Annotated in this window: 11 protein-coding genes; 4 read left to right on the top strand and 7 right to left on the bottom strand. The window is 66.6% G+C overall.

The genetic code is table 11. The features are described from left to right. Positions 1–10: 10 nt before the first annotated feature. Positions 11–1,087, bottom strand: a complete 1,077-nt coding sequence (locus ACUTAF_RS08780; RefSeq protein ID WP_445579610.1) for a 4-oxalomesaconate tautomerase — start codon at positions 1,085–1,087, stop codon at positions 11–13. A 212-nt stretch (positions 1,088–1,299) separates the two neighbouring features. Between ACUTAF_RS08780 and ACUTAF_RS08775 the strand changes: the two genes are divergently transcribed. Further along, positions 1,300–2,223 carry a LysR family transcriptional regulator gene (locus tag ACUTAF_RS08775; RefSeq protein ID WP_445579609.1) on the top strand — a complete coding sequence of 308 codons (924 nt, stop codon included), beginning with the start codon at positions 1,300–1,302 and terminating at the stop codon, positions 2,221–2,223. A gap of 417 nt (positions 2,224–2,640) precedes the next feature. Here ACUTAF_RS08775 and ACUTAF_RS08770 read toward each other — a convergent pair whose 3' ends face one another. From ACUTAF_RS08770 to ACUTAF_RS08755, 4 genes are read right to left on the bottom strand one after another with little or no spacing between them, the layout of a single operon-like run. Further along, positions 2,641–3,705, bottom strand: a complete 1,065-nt coding sequence (locus ACUTAF_RS08770; RefSeq protein ID WP_445579608.1) for a 2Fe-2S iron-sulfur cluster-binding protein — start codon at positions 3,703–3,705, stop codon at positions 2,641–2,643. Positions 3,706–3,717: 12 nt separating this feature from the next. Then, positions 3,718–4,476: a glucose 1-dehydrogenase gene (locus ACUTAF_RS08765; protein ID WP_445579607.1), complete on the bottom strand. Its 759-nt coding sequence runs from the start codon at positions 4,474–4,476 to the stop codon at positions 3,718–3,720. Then, on the bottom strand, positions 4,476–6,149 hold the full coding sequence (locus ACUTAF_RS08760) for an FAD-binding protein (RefSeq protein ID WP_445579606.1): 1,674 nt from the start codon (positions 6,147–6,149) through the stop codon (positions 4,476–4,478). The genes ACUTAF_RS08765 and ACUTAF_RS08760 overlap by 1 nt, the downstream gene beginning before the upstream one ends. Positions 6,150–6,158: 9 nt before the next feature. Further along, on the bottom strand, positions 6,159–6,662 hold the full coding sequence (locus ACUTAF_RS08755; protein WP_445579605.1) for a flavin reductase family protein: 504 nt from the start codon (positions 6,660–6,662) through the stop codon (positions 6,159–6,161). Between the two features lie 215 nt (positions 6,663–6,877). On the opposite strand from ACUTAF_RS08755, the gene ACUTAF_RS08750 reads away from it, so the two are divergent. Further along, positions 6,878–8,062: an acyl-CoA dehydrogenase family protein gene (locus ACUTAF_RS08750; protein WP_445579604.1), complete on the top strand. Its 1,185-nt coding sequence runs from the start codon at positions 6,878–6,880 to the stop codon at positions 8,060–8,062. Between the two features lie 289 nt (positions 8,063–8,351). Next, complete coding sequence (locus ACUTAF_RS08745; RefSeq protein WP_445579603.1) at positions 8,352–9,491, top strand: LLM class flavin-dependent oxidoreductase; 1,140 nt, start codon at positions 8,352–8,354, stop codon at positions 9,489–9,491. A 661-nt stretch (positions 9,492–10,152) separates the two neighbouring features. Here the strand turns inward: ACUTAF_RS08745 and ACUTAF_RS08740 are convergent. Together ACUTAF_RS08740 and ACUTAF_RS08735 are read right to left on the bottom strand one after the other, a co-directional pair. Beyond that, a complete protein-coding gene (locus ACUTAF_RS08740) occupies positions 10,153–11,025 on the bottom strand; it encodes an SDR family NAD(P)-dependent oxidoreductase (RefSeq protein ID WP_445579602.1) in 873 nt (290 codons plus the stop codon). Between the two features lie 20 nt (positions 11,026–11,045). Next, the gene (locus tag ACUTAF_RS08735; RefSeq protein ID WP_445579601.1) at positions 11,046–12,788 is read right to left on the bottom strand and encodes an FAD-dependent oxidoreductase; all 1,743 of its coding nucleotides are present in this window, start codon (positions 12,786–12,788) and stop codon (positions 11,046–11,048) included. A gap of 261 nt (positions 12,789–13,049) precedes the next feature. Between ACUTAF_RS08735 and ACUTAF_RS08730 the strand changes: the two genes are divergently transcribed. Continuing rightward, positions 13,050–14,633: a DUF1302 domain-containing protein gene (locus ACUTAF_RS08730; protein ID WP_445579600.1), complete on the top strand. Its 1,584-nt coding sequence runs from the start codon at positions 13,050–13,052 to the stop codon at positions 14,631–14,633. Positions 14,634–14,635 lie beyond the last annotated feature (2 nt).

Genomic DNA, 14,635 nt, shown 5'->3' with positions numbered 1-14,635 from the left:
TGAAGCGAAATCAGCTGCCGGTGCGCCGCAGGCTGGGCACGTACACCTCGCCGGAGAACAGGCGGCGCGCGGTACGCACCAGCGAGGCGCGCAGGTTCTCGGGCTTGCCGTCGGCGGCCGGCTGCAGGGAAACCTCGATCTGTCCGCCCGGGTGCTCCAGCCGTACCAGTGCTTCGCCCTGGATCGGCGCGACATCCTGGGCGACGCTGCCGGACATGGCGCAGGCCGTGGCCAGGCCGATGGCACCGGTGGCGGCGACCGAGCGGTGACAGTTATACGGCATGAAATAGCGCACGCTCAGCGTGCCGCCGTTGCGCGCCGGGGCCAGCAGCACCGGCTTGGGAATGACCATCTGCGCAACATCACCGAGCCCCATGGCCAGCCCGGCCTGCAGGCGGATACGCTCCAGGCGCTGGAGGAATGCCGTGTCTGCATCCAATTCGGCCGGCGACTCGTAACCGGTCTTGCCCAGCGCCTCGGCATGCATCAGCACCATGGGCATGGCCATGTCGATACAGGTGACTTCGACACCGTCGAACAGGTCGCGCACCCGACCGGTGGGCAGCAGGCTGCCGGTCTTGGCGCCGGCGGCATTGAGGAAGGTCAACTTGATCGGCGCGGCGGTGCCGGGCACGCCGTCGATGGTGGTATCGCCGTCGTAACGCACGCGGCCGTTGGGCGTCATCACGTCGGAGTCGACGAAGGTGTTGGTGTTGAGGTTGCGGATGCGCACCCGGGTCATCGGCGAGCCGGCATTCACCAGGCCGTGCTCGATGGCGAAAGGCCCGATGGCGCAGAGCATGTTGCCGCAGTTGGGCGCGGTGTCGACCCGGCGCTGGGTGACCATGACCTGCACGAACAGGTAGTCGACATCGGCATCCGGGTGCGGCGAACGGCTGACGATCGCCACCTTGCTGGTCTGCGGGCTGCCACCGCCTATGCCGTCGATTTCCAGTTCGTGGCCAGAGCCCATCAGGCTGAGCAGCAGCTCGTCGCGCTGCTGCGGGTCGGTGGGCAGGTGGTTGGCCAGAAATACCGGCCCTTTCGAAGTACCGCCTCGCATGAGTACGCAAGGTACCGTCCGCATGATGCCTCCAACGCAATAAAACCAGTGATTGTTGCTTTGCGTCGATTATGAGGAGCAGATATTTATTCTGTAAAATGCATATATTTTGATATTTATTCCATTTAACGCATTAATGCATGCACATATTTCCTCGCTTGCCAGTACTGAGCCGAAAGACTAGGGTTCATTGGTAAATTTCAAACAAAAATACGCAAGACTGATAACCCAAGCGCATGAATTACGAACTGCAAGACATCCGCGCTTTCGTGAAGATCGCCGAATTCGGCAACTTCCACGAGGCCGCCAACGCCATCCACCTGTCCCAGCCGGCCCTGACCCGACGCATGCAGAAACTCGAGGAGAGCCTCGGCATCCAGTTGCTGGACCGCACCACGCGCCGCGTCAGCCTGACTGCCGTGGGCCGGGATTTCCTGCCCAAGGCGCAGCGCCTGCTGGACGATTTCGAGCGCTCGATCCTCGGCATCCGCGAACTGGCCGAGCGCCAGTCCGGCCAGGTCACCCTGGCCTGCATCCCCACGGCGGCCTTCTACTTCCTGCCCACGGTGATTCGCGCCTTCAACCAGCAGTACCCGAAGATCCGCATCCGTATCCTCGACCTCAGCGCCCACGAGGGGCTGGAAGCGGTGATCCGTGGCGAGGCGGATTTCGGCATCAACATGCAAAGCGGACAGAGCGCGGAGATCGACTTCACCCCGCTGGTCAACGAACCCTTCGTGCTGGCCTGCCGGCGCGACCATCCCCTGGCCAAGCAGCCGGAGGTGGCCTGGCGCGAGCTGAGCGACTACCGCCTGATCGGCGTCGGCCGCCTGAGCGGCAACCGCGTGCTGCTCGACCATGGCCTGGCCCACCTCGACTGGCGCCCCAGCTGGTTCTACGAGGTGCAGCACCTGTCGACCTCGCTGGGCATGGTCGAGGCCGGCCTGGGCATCGCCGCCCTCCCCAGCCTGGCCATGCCGGCCGAAGACCACCCGATACTGGTCAGGCGCCCGCTGGTCGACCCGGTGATCAGCCGCACCCTGGGCCTGGTGCGCCGCCGCGGCTCGTCGCTGTCACCGGCGGCCGAGCAGTTCGTCGAAACCCTGCTGCGGCAATGGCCCGGCTACACCTCGCTGGGTATCGATAGCGAATCGAACTGAACAGGCACTGCTCTGGAATACGCCAAGCAGCTACGGACGCGATCGGCAGACAGAGGCCCTGGTTGCGTGAGGTTGGTAACCGCGGGGGCCTCGGCCCCTTCTTGCTGCGCCCGAGAGCGGCCCAATACTAAAGGCTTGGCGCCCGTTCGATATTAGCTTTGCCGAACTGCTGCTGGCGGTGTCGATGTGGCTGCTGTTCGAGGCCGGCGTGCAGGCCGGCAGCTTGGTAACGAGCCGTGCCGCACACTAGACAGAAGGCGCAACCACGGACGCCGCCGAGGCTTAGGCGAAGTCCGAAGACCAGCTGCCCGCCCCCCGTGAACCAGCTGCTCGAATCGTTGCCGATCAGATCGAGCTCAGTGGACGGCGCACATGCGCCACAATCGACAGGAGTATCACGACGCAGCGAGCAGAGATTCAATCGGGAAACTTCAGGCGCAGGCGCGCACTCTGCGGCCGTCCCTGGCAGGCCAGGGTCCAGCCCTCGGCCAGTTCTGCGGGGCTGAGCACATCGTTGCGCGACAGCCGCACCTCGCCCTCCTCCACCTGGCACATGCAGGCGCCGCAGAAGCCCTCCTCGCAGGAGAAGGGCGCATCCAGGCCTGCGCTCAGGCAGGTCTGCAGCAGGGTGTCGCCGGGACGGTAGGCCAGGCTGTGCTGCTGGCCGTCCAGTTCCACCAGCAGCTCGACCTGTTGCGGTGTGCCGGCAGCTTCCGCCTCCGGCTCGGCCGGCGCATCGGCCGGGGAAACGAAACGCTCCAGATGGATGCGCCGTGGCTCCTCGCCGGCGTCCAGCAGGGCCTTCTCCACCGTATCCATAAAGGGGCCGGGACCGCAGATATAGAACTCGGCACCGGCATGCCCACGCACCAGTTGGCGTACCTCGCCTTCGCTCAGATAACCCTGCACCGAGTCGAGCACATGAATCACTTGCAGCCGCTCACTGTAGGCCTTGGCCAGTTCACGCAGCTCGTCACGGAAAATCACCGAGGCCTCGTCGCGGTTGGCATACACCAGGGTGATACGCCGCGAGGTGGTCAGCAGCGCCGACTTGAGGATGGAAAACACCGGGGTGATCCCCGAGCCGCCACCGAACAGCATCAGCTCGTGCTCGCCGGGACGCAGATGGAACTGCCCGGCCGGCGGCAGCAACTCCAGCCAGTCGCCGACGCGCACCTGCTCGTTGAACCAGTTGGACACCCGCCCACCGACCACCCGTTTGACCGTAACCCGCGGCATCGCATCGCAGTCCGGGGAGCTGGACATGGAGTAGCAGCGGGTCAGGCGCTGCCCGTCCAGGTTCACGCGAAAACCGAGGAACTGCCCCGGCAGGTAGGCAAAACGCGCCTCGAGTTCGGCCGGCACCTCGAGTACCACGGAGCGGCTGTCGCTGGTTTCCTCGATCACTGCCGCCACCTGCAGGCGGCAGGCGCCGCCCTGGGTCGGTGCGGCGGCCATTGTCAGCTGTTCTGCGCTACCCATGATCGCTACACCTCAAAGCAGGCCGCTGATCAGCTGGGCGTTGTCCACCCGCAGTTCGGCGCCGTTGATAAAGCGCGACTCGTCGCTGGCCAGGAACAGCACCAGGTTGGCGATATCGCGCGGGTCGCACATGCGGTTCTTCGGGTTGCGCTCCAGCTCTTCCTGGGAGGTGGGCGCGCCACCGGCCAGGGCCTGGATCATGGGCGTATTGATGCCGTCGGGATGGATCGAGTTGCAGCGGATGCGGTAGCCCTGTTCGCGGCAGTGCACGGCGATCGAGCGGGTCATGGCGGTCACCGCGCCCTTGGACGAGGAATAGGCGCAGAACGCCGGCATGCCGCCCAGGGAGGAAATCGACGACATGTTGATGATGCTGCCGCCGCCACTGTCCTTCATCGCTGCCACGGCGTACTTGCAGCCGAGGAAGTAGCCGTCGCTGTTGACCCGCTGCACCTTCTGCCACAACTCCAGGCTGGTGTCCTCGATACTGCCGACGGCGAGAATGGCGGCGTTGTTGACCAACACGTCGAGGCGGCCGAAGCGCTCCAGGGTCAGCTTGATCACAAGCTGCCAGTCCGCCTCGCTGGCGATGTCCTGACGCACGAACAGCGCCTGCTCGCCAATCTCGGCGGCGACCTGGCGACCCAGTTCCTCGTTGAGGTCGGTGAGTACCACCCGTGCGCCCTCGCGGGCCAGCAGCAGGGCATCCTCGCGGCCCACGCCGCTGGCCGCGCCGGTGACGATGCAGACCTTGCCTTCGACTCTTTTCATCATGCTTCTCCTGGGATGGCCTGTACGGCACTGACGAGACCTGCCACATGGGCGCCGACACGGCGCCCGGAATAGACGCAGTCGGCGATGGACAGGCCGGATACATAGAGATTGGAGGCCACGCCCACGGCGGTGCGCCCGGCGCCATACAGGCCGGGGATGGGCGAGCCGGCGCCGTCCAGCACCTGGCCACTGCTTTCGCACAGGCGCAATCCGCCGAGGGTGATGGTGGCGCAGGGGAACAGCGGGCTGTCGAACGACAGGTCCATGGCGTACCAGGGCCCCTGCTCCAGCGAGGCGAGAAAGGCCGGCGACTTGCCCAGGCGATCCGCGCACTCGCCACGGGCGGCGGCGCTGTACTCGGCCAGGGTCTGCTCCAGCGCCGCGGCCGGCAGGCCGCAGCGTTCGGCCAGCACGGCCGTGGTGTTACCGCGCTTGCAGTTGAACAGCATGCTGATCAGCGCCGGCATGCGCTGGAAGTTCCACACCTTGCCCGGACCGATCTGAGCAAAGGCCTGGCGCATCAGCTGGCGGTTGAGAATCAGGATGGCGCGGCCGCCGTTGTCCTCGACCATGGCATGGCCGAGGGTGGCGCCGTACACCTCCTCGTTGCAATAACGCCGGCCAGCGGCATTGACCACCACGCCGCGAGCCCAGGCCAGCGGCGGATTGATGAAGCGCCAGGCACTGACCTTGTTCATGCGTTCGGCCAGCGCGCCGACGCTGCGCCCCAGACGGATACCGCTGCCATCGCAACCGCCGGTACCCAGGGGCATGCCTGCCAGGTAATGGGGCGCGTGCTCGGCCAGCATGGCGCGATTGAAGACAAAGCCACCGCTGCTCAGCAGCACCCCGTGGCGGGCACGCAACAGACGGCGTTCGGCGTGGTTCAGTTCCAGCGCTCGCAGGCGGCGACGCAGGGCATCGGCCAGGGCCGGCAGATAGGGCTGCAGGTCGTCGGCCCAGCGCGCCAGACGGGCGTGACGCCGGGCCACGCGACTACCTTCCGGCAGGCGCCAAGCCTCGACCCCCAGCACCCGGCCACTGGCGTCCTGCACCAGACGGCGTACCTCGCACTGCGTGTGCAGACGCACACCCAGCCGTTGCGCACTGTTCCTAAGCGCGGCGAACAGCGCCCGCCCGGCCTGCCCGGAGCAGACCGTGCGATGCCCGCGCGGTGCCGGTGCGGCAGGGCCGGCATAGGATGCCACCGCCTCGTTGCCAGAGTAATAGAGGTAGTACTGGTCGCTCGGGTAGGAGGTCTTGACCGGCGGCACACTGCCCTCGAAGCCTGCGCCCTGGCGCTCCAGCCACTGGATCTGCTCGCGGCTGCGCTGGCAGAAATCGCGTAGGGTCGCCTCCGACACCGCATCGCCCACTTCGTGGCGCAGGTAGTCGAACATTGCCTCGGGCGTGTCCTGATAACCGGCCGCCTGCTGCTGCGCGGTGCCGCCACCGGCATACACCACGCCACCGCTACGGGCAGTGGCGCCGCCGCCGGCGAAGCGATCCAGGGCCAGCACGTCGAGGCCACGACCGCGCGCCTCGATGGCGGCGCAGGCACCCGCCCCACCGAAGCCAACGACCAGCAGGTCGGTCTCATCGTGCCAATGCAGGTCATCGCCGTCGGCTACCCGCAAGGGCGCCAGGGGATCGAGTTGCATCGCGGTCATGGCCGGCCCTCAGCTCGCCGCCGCCAGCTGGGCGGTGGTGGTGTAGACGCCATCCAGATAGACCAGCGGGCTGATCTGACCATGGTTGTGGATCTGCTCGATGCGGCCGATGAAGATGGTGTGGGTGCCGTAGCTGAACTTGCCGTCCTGACGACAGAGGATCGCCGACTGGGCATCGCCCAGGTAGGGAATGCCACCTTCGCTGGTCAGCCAATTGCCCTGCTGGAAGCGCGCCTCACCCTTGATCGGGCCGCTGCACAGGTGCGACAGGTGCTCCTGCTCCAGGCCGAGGATGTTCACGCAGAAGTCCGCGCCGGCATCCAGTACGGCATGCAGTGAAGCGGTCTGGTTGACGCAGATCAGCAGCGATGGCGGCTCGGTGGACAGCGAGTCGACCGCGGTGGCCGACATGGCGAAGCGCTCGCTGCCATTGCTGGTGGTGATGATGGTCACCGACTTGGCCAGGCGACGCATCGCCTGAAGCATCATGGATTTCAGATCGGTCTGGCTCATGGCATGGCCCTCTTGTTGAGCTGGAGCCGATTCTTGCCCCCTGGCCCAGCGCCAACATCGTCCGAGGGGACTATGCGCCGCGCACGCTCCTCCGGGCTGCGCAGACACAGCGGTATATGGTCCGTTTGAGGGATGCCGTGGCCGCTGGCGACTGCTGCAATCACCAGCGATGGCCCGCAAAGCCCCGCACCGGGGCACCCAGAGGAGAACCACAAATGCTTGACCAAGAGCTGATCCGCCAGCGCCTGCTGCAACGCGCCCGGGAACTGGTACCGGTGCTGCGCGAACGCGCGCCGCAGGCCGCCCGCGAGGGCCGCATGCCGGAGGAGACCCTGCACGACTTCCACGTCGCCGGTTTCTTCCGCATTCTCCAGCCGGCCCGCTGGGACGGCTATGAACTGGAGCCCCAGGACTTCTTCGAAGTACAGATGTGCCTCGCCGAGGGCTGCATGTCCTCGGCCTGGGTGCTGGGCGTGATCGCCATCCACAACTGGCAGCTGGCGCTGTTCGACGATCGTGCCGCCCAGGACGTGTGGGGCGAGGACTCCAGCGTGCTGATTTCTTCTTCCTATATGCCGGTGGGCAAGGTCACCCCGGTCGAAGGCGGCTTTCGCCTGTCCGGGCGCTGGGGCTTCTCCTCCGGCAGCCAGCACTGCCAATGGGCGTTTCTCGGCGCCATGGTGCCGCCGAGCGAGCCGGGCGGCGCGCCGGACTACCGTACTTTCCTGGTGCCGTGCAGCGACTACAGCGTGCTCGCCAACTGGGATGTGATGGGCCTGGAAGCCACCGGCTCGCACGACGTGCTGGTGGAGGACGCCTTCGTCCCGGAGTACCGCACGCACCGCTCGATCGACGGTTTCATGCAGAACAGCCCAGGCAATGCGGTCAACACCGCGCCGCTGTTCCGCATCCCGTTCGGGCAGATCTTCGTACGCGCCGTGTCGTCCTCCACCATCGGCGCGCTGCAAGGCGCCATCGACCTGTTCGGCGAGGTCAACCGCCAGCGCGTGGGGGTCAACGACGGGCGCAAGATCGTCCAGGATCCGAGCGCGCAGACCGCCCTGGCCAATGCCATGGTCACAGTGGACGAATGCAAGACCGTGCTGCTGCGCAACTTCGCCCTGATGATGCAGCGTGCCCGCGACGGCCAGCCGCTGACCATGGCCGAGCGGGTGAAGATGCGCTACGACTCGGCAATAGTGCCCGAAAAGTGCGCCCAGGCGGTCGCCGCGCTGATGTACAACAGCGGCGCCTCGAGCATCTTCCGCGAACACGGCCTGAACCGCGCCTTCCGCGACATCCATAGCGGCCGCGCCCATGTGGCCAACTGTCCGGGCAAGTACGCGCTCAACCTGGGCGCGGTAAGCATGGGCCAGGACAGCAAGGACTTTTTCCTCTAAGCACCTTGCCCTCCGCGGTGACCTGGAGTGGATCACGCTTCACCAATCCACCATCGGAGGCGGGATCACCCCCGATGGTGGACATAAAGAGCGATGTCCACCCTACGCGCTGACAGCCATCGCCACCCACCCGCACGACGCCCGCAATCGCGGGCGTCGTGCTGTGTACGGCACCGATTTGAGTAGTCTGTTTGGGGGATTCCGCCACGCCCGCCATCTCCGACCATGGCTTCAAGGCTGCGGCATCGCCGGCCTGGACTCATTAGCCAGAACAACAAGGGCCAATCCCATGAAATTCTCCCTGATCTACGAAGCACAGACACTCGACGCCAGCCGCGTGGGCGATCGCCGCGTGTTCGACGAAACCGTCGAGCAGGCCGTGCTGGCGGACAAGCTCGGCTTCGACACCTTCTGGTGTGTGGAGCACACCGCCCTGACCAACTACTCGCACATGTCCGCCCCGGAAACCATGCTGGCCTTCGTCGCCGGCAAGACCGAGCGCATCGGCATCGGCCATGGCGTAGTCTGCCTGCCGCCGGCGATGAACCATCCGGTCAAGGTCGCCGAGCGCATCGCCACCCTCGACCTGCTGTCCAAGGGCCGCGTGCATTTCGGCGTGGGCAAGGGCGGCACCCAGCAGGAAGCCGGCACCTTCGGCTATGACCTCGCCACCCTGCAGCCGCAGATCGACGAGGCCATGTACCTGATCCCGAAGATGTTCGTGCAGGACGAGATCGAACATAACGGCGACTTCGTCAAGATCCCCAAGCGCCCGATCCATCCCAAGCCCTACCAGGACCCGCACCCGCCGATGTACCTGGCCTGCACCAACACCGAGTCGCTGAAGAACGCCGGCGGCCGCGGCATGGGCGCCCTGGTACTGGGCTTCGGCGGCCCCGAGGAGATCGCCAAGAAGGTGGCGGTGTACCACGAGGCCTGGGACAACCGCGAGGAGAAGAACCAGGTCGGTTTCCGCCCCAACCGCCATATCGCCGCGCTGTGCCCGGCCATTGTCCTCGATGACAACGAAAAGGCCCGCCATATCGGCATCCGCGGCCAGCGCTACTTCATGGAGTCCCTGGCCTACTGGTACGCCGGCGGCGAGCGCCCGGACCCGGAGCAGTGGAAGGACGACACCTTCGTCGATGGCAACGGCCAGGCGGTGATCAAGTCGCGCTTCGCCTCCGAGGAAGTCAGCGTGGACTTCTCCGACCCGACCATGGCGATGATGAACCCCAACCACGCCTACGGCACCGTGCAGGACTGCATCGGCTACGTGCAGCGCCTGATCGACGCCGGCGCCGACGAAATCCTGTTCATCTGCCAGATGGGCACGGTGCCGCAGTGGGCGCAGCTGGAAACCCTGCGCAATATCGGCGAACACGTGATCCCCTACTTCCGCAAGCAGCAACAGCTACAGCAGGGCTGAGTTTCCCGCCACAGCCTGACGCCAGGCCCCTGCCCCGCTTTCAGCGGGTGCCGGGGCCTTTGTTTTTGGAGCTAGCCAATAGCGGGTTGCGTTCGCTCGGCCCACTGCGGCCGGAAGCGGTAGGGTGCGCCGCGCGCACCGCTTGTCCGCTGCCAGAGCTGGTGCACCCGGCGCACCCTACCCGTTGCCGTCTTGACCAGACATGTCCGGCATGCCCAGCGGACGCTTCGCCAGGGCACAGTGCGTGCGACAGTGAAGGCGTTACCGAGCGCCCCCGGGTAGGCCACGCCCCGGAGCCCTGCCAATGTCGTTTCCCTGCCCAGCCCATCGCGCCTGTGCGGGCGCACCGCCCTGATAGTGGACAGCGGCAACCGTTGCCCCTGTGCCCGCCGCAGGCGGCGTGAGCTGGATCAGGCTGCAGGGCCTGCAAGCCCAAGGCAGAAACAGCAAACCCTCGGCAGGCACCTGCCGAGGGTTTGCTGTATCGCGCCGCAACAGGTGGCTGGCGCATTCTCTGCAACCGTCGTCTAGGGAAATTCTGAAAAAGCCATTTACCGCCACTCCCGCGAAGGCCGGAGCCCAGGGACTACGGAGGCCGGCGCAAGCGCTGTTCAGCGATAAAGCCGCTGTCCCGCCTGCGCCCGGCTATTTCAGAGTTTCCCTAGATAACCCGCGCCGGATGCTGCTGGCGCGGCGCGCCGAGCATCTCGCGGTAGGACGGCGGTTGGCGCCCCTCGGCTTCGCTGATGCCGTAACGCAGCGCCAGCTCGGCGCTGATCAGGGTCTGCCCGGAGAGGCTTTCGCGCTTGGGGTCGTTGAGCAGGGCATGGATCACCCGGCCGTTGAACTCCGGCGTCTCGGCATTGGCCAGAAAGGCCTGGTACTGATCGGCGCGCGCAGAGCCGGCAATGGCGGTGCGTTCGGTGCGCTGCGGGCCGAGCCACAGCGAGGCGGTGCTCACGCCGCTGCCTTCCAGGTCCACCGCCATATCGGCGGCGAACTTGTCGACCCCGGCCTTCTGCGCGCCATAGGCCGGGCCGTGCATATAGCAGCCGGCGCCGTAGGACGAGACGAAGGCGATCAGCCCGCGCCCGCCGCGCAGCATCAGCGGCGCGGCGTGGCAGCTGGCGACATAGGCCGAACGCAGGCCGACGTCGAGGATGTCGACCATCTGCAGGGGTTTTTCCCAGAACGGGCCGGGGTCGATCAGGTTTTCGTGGAGAAAGGTGGCGTTGTTCACCAGCAGGTCGAGGCGCCCCTGCTCAGCCTCGATGCGGGCGAACAGCGCGCGCACCTGCTCGTCTTCGGCATGGTCGCAGGGCACCGCGATGCCCTGCCCCCCGGCGCGGGTCACCGCCACGGCGGTCTCCGCCAGGCTTCCCGGCAGGGTCTGCCCGCGCAGCCGGCTGCTGCTGGACGCGGCCGAACGGCCGCTGAGGTAAACCGTCATGCCGGCGGCACCGAGGGCAATGGCGATACCCTTGCCGACGCCACGGCTGGCGCCGGTGACCAGGGCGATCTGAGCGTTGTGCATCACATTAGCCTCCTGGCTGTTCAGTCTGCGCTGAGGACCGGCGCACGCTTGCTCGCCTGGCTGAGCTGATACAGGTGGTTGGCGGCCTGGTAGCCGAACACCATGGCCGGACCCAGGGTCGAACCGGCGCCGGGGTAGGTCTTGCCCATGGGCGAGGCGGCGCAGTTGCCGATGGCGTAGAGCCCGGAGATGGCGCTGCCGTCCTCGCGCAGTACGCGGGCGTCGCCATCGGTGAGCAGCCCGCCCTTGGTGCCGATATCGCCGGCGTCGATGCGGATGGCATAGAAAGGCGCCTTGCGCAGCGGTGCCAGGCAGGGGTTGGGCTGCACGCCGGGGTCGCCGTAGTAGCGGTCGAACAGCGACTTGCCCTTGCCGAAGTCGCGGTCGTCGCCGGCCTCGGCCATGGGGTTGAAGCGCGCCACCGAGGCCTGCAGGCCGTTGCCGTCGACGCCGATCAGCAGGGCCAGTTCGGCCAGGCTGTCGGCCCTGTACATGGAACGGCGCAGGTTTTCCGGCAGGCTGCGGTCGGGCATGGCATAGCCCGGCAGCAGGCCGCCGCAGGGGTACTTGTGGCGGAAATCGGCGTCGAACAGCATCCAGCAGGGCACGCTGCGGGTGCTCGGGCTGTCGTTGCCGTACATGGCGTAGACGATATCGGTGTAGGGCGCCGCCTCGTTGACGAAACGCCGGCCGGCGCCATCCACCAGGATGCAGCCCGGCAGGGCGCGCTCGACGAAGATCGGCCGCTGGCGGTCCTCGCCTTCCACGCGGGTGGTCGGCGCCCACCAGCCATGTGCCATCAGTGCGGTGGCCGCACCGACGCCCTGGCCGGCACGAATGGCATCGCCGGTATTGTTATCGGGCGGGGTGGCGCTCCAGTCGCAGCTGCTCGGCTTGGGCAGGTACTGCGCGCGCATCTGCGGGTCGCGTTCGAAGCCACCGGCCGCCAGGATCACCCCCTGACGGGCGCGGATGCGCAGACTGCGGCCCTCGCGCACGGCCAGCACGCCGACCACCCGGCCGTCCTCCACCAGCAGTTCGTCCAGCGCGCAGTTGAGCACCAGCGGCACGTCGCGATCCATCAGCGAGCGGCGCAGGGCGCCGACCAGCGCATTGCCCAGGGTGAGAAAGCGGTCGCGCCGCGACAGCCGGCGGCCCCGCCAGTCGCTCCAGTAGCGCCACAGCACCCTGGCGGTCATGCTGATCCAGCCGGGGCCGCGGCAGAGCATGACCCGCGCCTCCTTCATGGTCATGGACATGCGCCCCATCATCAGCGTGGCCGGGGTCGGCGCGCGCATGCGCAAGAACTCCTCGCCCAATTCGCGGGCATCGAACGGCAGCGGGTCCATGGAGCGGTAGCCGGGCTTGCCTCCGTCGGTTTCCGGGTAGTAGTCGGCGTACTGGGGCTGGGCCTCGAACTGCACGCGAGTGTGCTGCGCCAGGTACTCGACCATATGCCGGCCGTTCTCCACATAGGCGCGCAGGCGCAGTTCGTCGTAATCCTCACCGACCACGTTGCGCAGGTAGCGCAGGGCGTCCTCCACCGAATCCTCGCCGCCGAGGGCTTTGATGCGGTGGTTGTTGGGAATCCAGATACCGCCACCGGAGACCGCCGAGGTGCCGCCGTACTGATCGCTCTTCTCGATCACCAGCACGTCCAGGCCGTGGTCGCGGACCCGCAGCGCGGCGCACAGCGCACCAGCGCCGGAGCCCACCACCAGCACGTCACAGCTTGCCTCGTAGAGTTTCGGGGATTCGTTCAAGGGCCACCTCCTCGTGGACGCCGCGCAACCGCAGGGAGCCGGGCGAGCAGGGCTCGGTCCGAGCTATGTGATCGATTGTTGGCGGCAGGCTGTGGCACGGCATCGTCCGTTGGGACTAGCGCCGCACGCGTGCCCATCCAAAGGTTCTCGCTTAGTCCGCTTGGACGATGTTGCCCCGCGGGGCACGCCTCCATAGTCTCGACCGTAATTCCTACTCACCCCCTTGCGGCCGGGATCCTCCCGGTCAGGTATGAGGACGACATGACAACAACAAGACTCGCCCCCAACACCTTGCGTAGCGCCATTCGCGCTGGCCTCGCCCTGTGCACCCTGGGCCTGGCCAGCCAGGCCAGCGCGCTGTCCTTCAACCCCAGCGATGAACTCAGCCTCGACCTCGATACCACCCTCAGCTACGGCATGGCCTGGCGCCTGGCCTCGCGCGACAAGGCGCTTAGCGGCAGTGCCAATGCCGACGGCAACGACGGCAACAACGCCTTCGATCGTGGCAGCCTGATCAACAACCGCGCCAGCTTCCTCACCGAGGCCAACCTCAACTGGCGAGGTAGCTACGGCCTGTTCGTGCGCGCCGTCGGCTTCTACGACAATGTCTACGACCGCGGTAACGACAACGATACCGGCACCTCGAACTGTTTCGCCGGCGGCCATTGCGCGCGCCCCGACCGCTTCTCCGACGAGACCGTCGAGCAGCACCGCGACGATCTGCGCCTGCTCGACCATTACCTGTACGGCACCTGGGAGGTAGCCGGCCAGGATCTCAACCTGCGCCTGGGGGATCAGGTGGTGAGCTGGGGCGAGAGCCTGTTCTACCAGGGCATTTCCTCGGCACAGAGCCCGGTGGACGCGACGAAGGCCACCAGCCCCGGCGTGGAGGTCAAGGAGATCCTCCTGCCGGTCGGCCAGCTCTACGCCCAGTACAGCCTGAGCGACGCAGTCAACCTGCAGGCCTACTACCAGTACGAGTGGAAGCAGACCGAGCTGTTCGGCGTGGGCAGCTATTTCTCCACTACCGACTTCATCGACGAGGGCGGCTTCAACGACGCCAGCGGCTTCGTCCGCCGCCTAAGCGACGACAAGCCATCGGACAGCGGCCAGTATGGCCTGGCCATGACCTACGCCGCCGAATCCCTGGGCAGTACCGAGTTCGGCCTGTACTACTCGCGCTTCCACGCCAAGACGCCGATGCTCGACTTCCATTCGACGCTGGGCCGCTACCGGGCGCGCTACTTCGAGGACATCGACCAGTATGGCGCCAGCTTCGCCACGGTGATCGGCGACACCAGCATCGGCGGCGAAATCAGCTACAGGGACGGCCAGCCGGTGCTGGTCGATGACGCCTTCGCCAGCGCGGTGCGTGCCGAGACCTTGCAGGCTCAGGTGGCGCTGATCCATGTGCTCGGCCCGACGTCCTTCGCCGACAACACCACACTGGTCGGCGAGCTGGTCTACAACACCGTGCTCGACAACGATGCCTCGGCGCCGGTGCAGCTGTTCCCCGGCTTCAGCCTGCCGGGCAGCGACAGCCTGCTGCAGGATCGCGATGCCTGGGGCTACACCGTGCAGGCCTCGCTCGATTACAACAACGTATTCAGCGGCTGGGACATGAGCGTACCGATCACCTACAGCACCGCCGCGCAACGCGACAGCGCCCTGCTCGGCTCGATCAACAACGGCGAAGGCGATGACCGCCTGAGCATCGGCACGAACTGGCGCTACCTCGGCAACTTCTCAGTCGAGGCCCTGTACAGCGCGTTTCTCGGCAATGCCGGCAATGCGCCGCTGGCCGATCGCGACAATATCGCCCTGACCTTCAAGTACCGCTTCTGAGC

The sequence above is a fragment of the Pseudomonas sp. SP16.1 genome (genome assembly GCF_052682975.1).
This window is presented reverse-complemented; position numbering and strand designations above follow the sequence as displayed.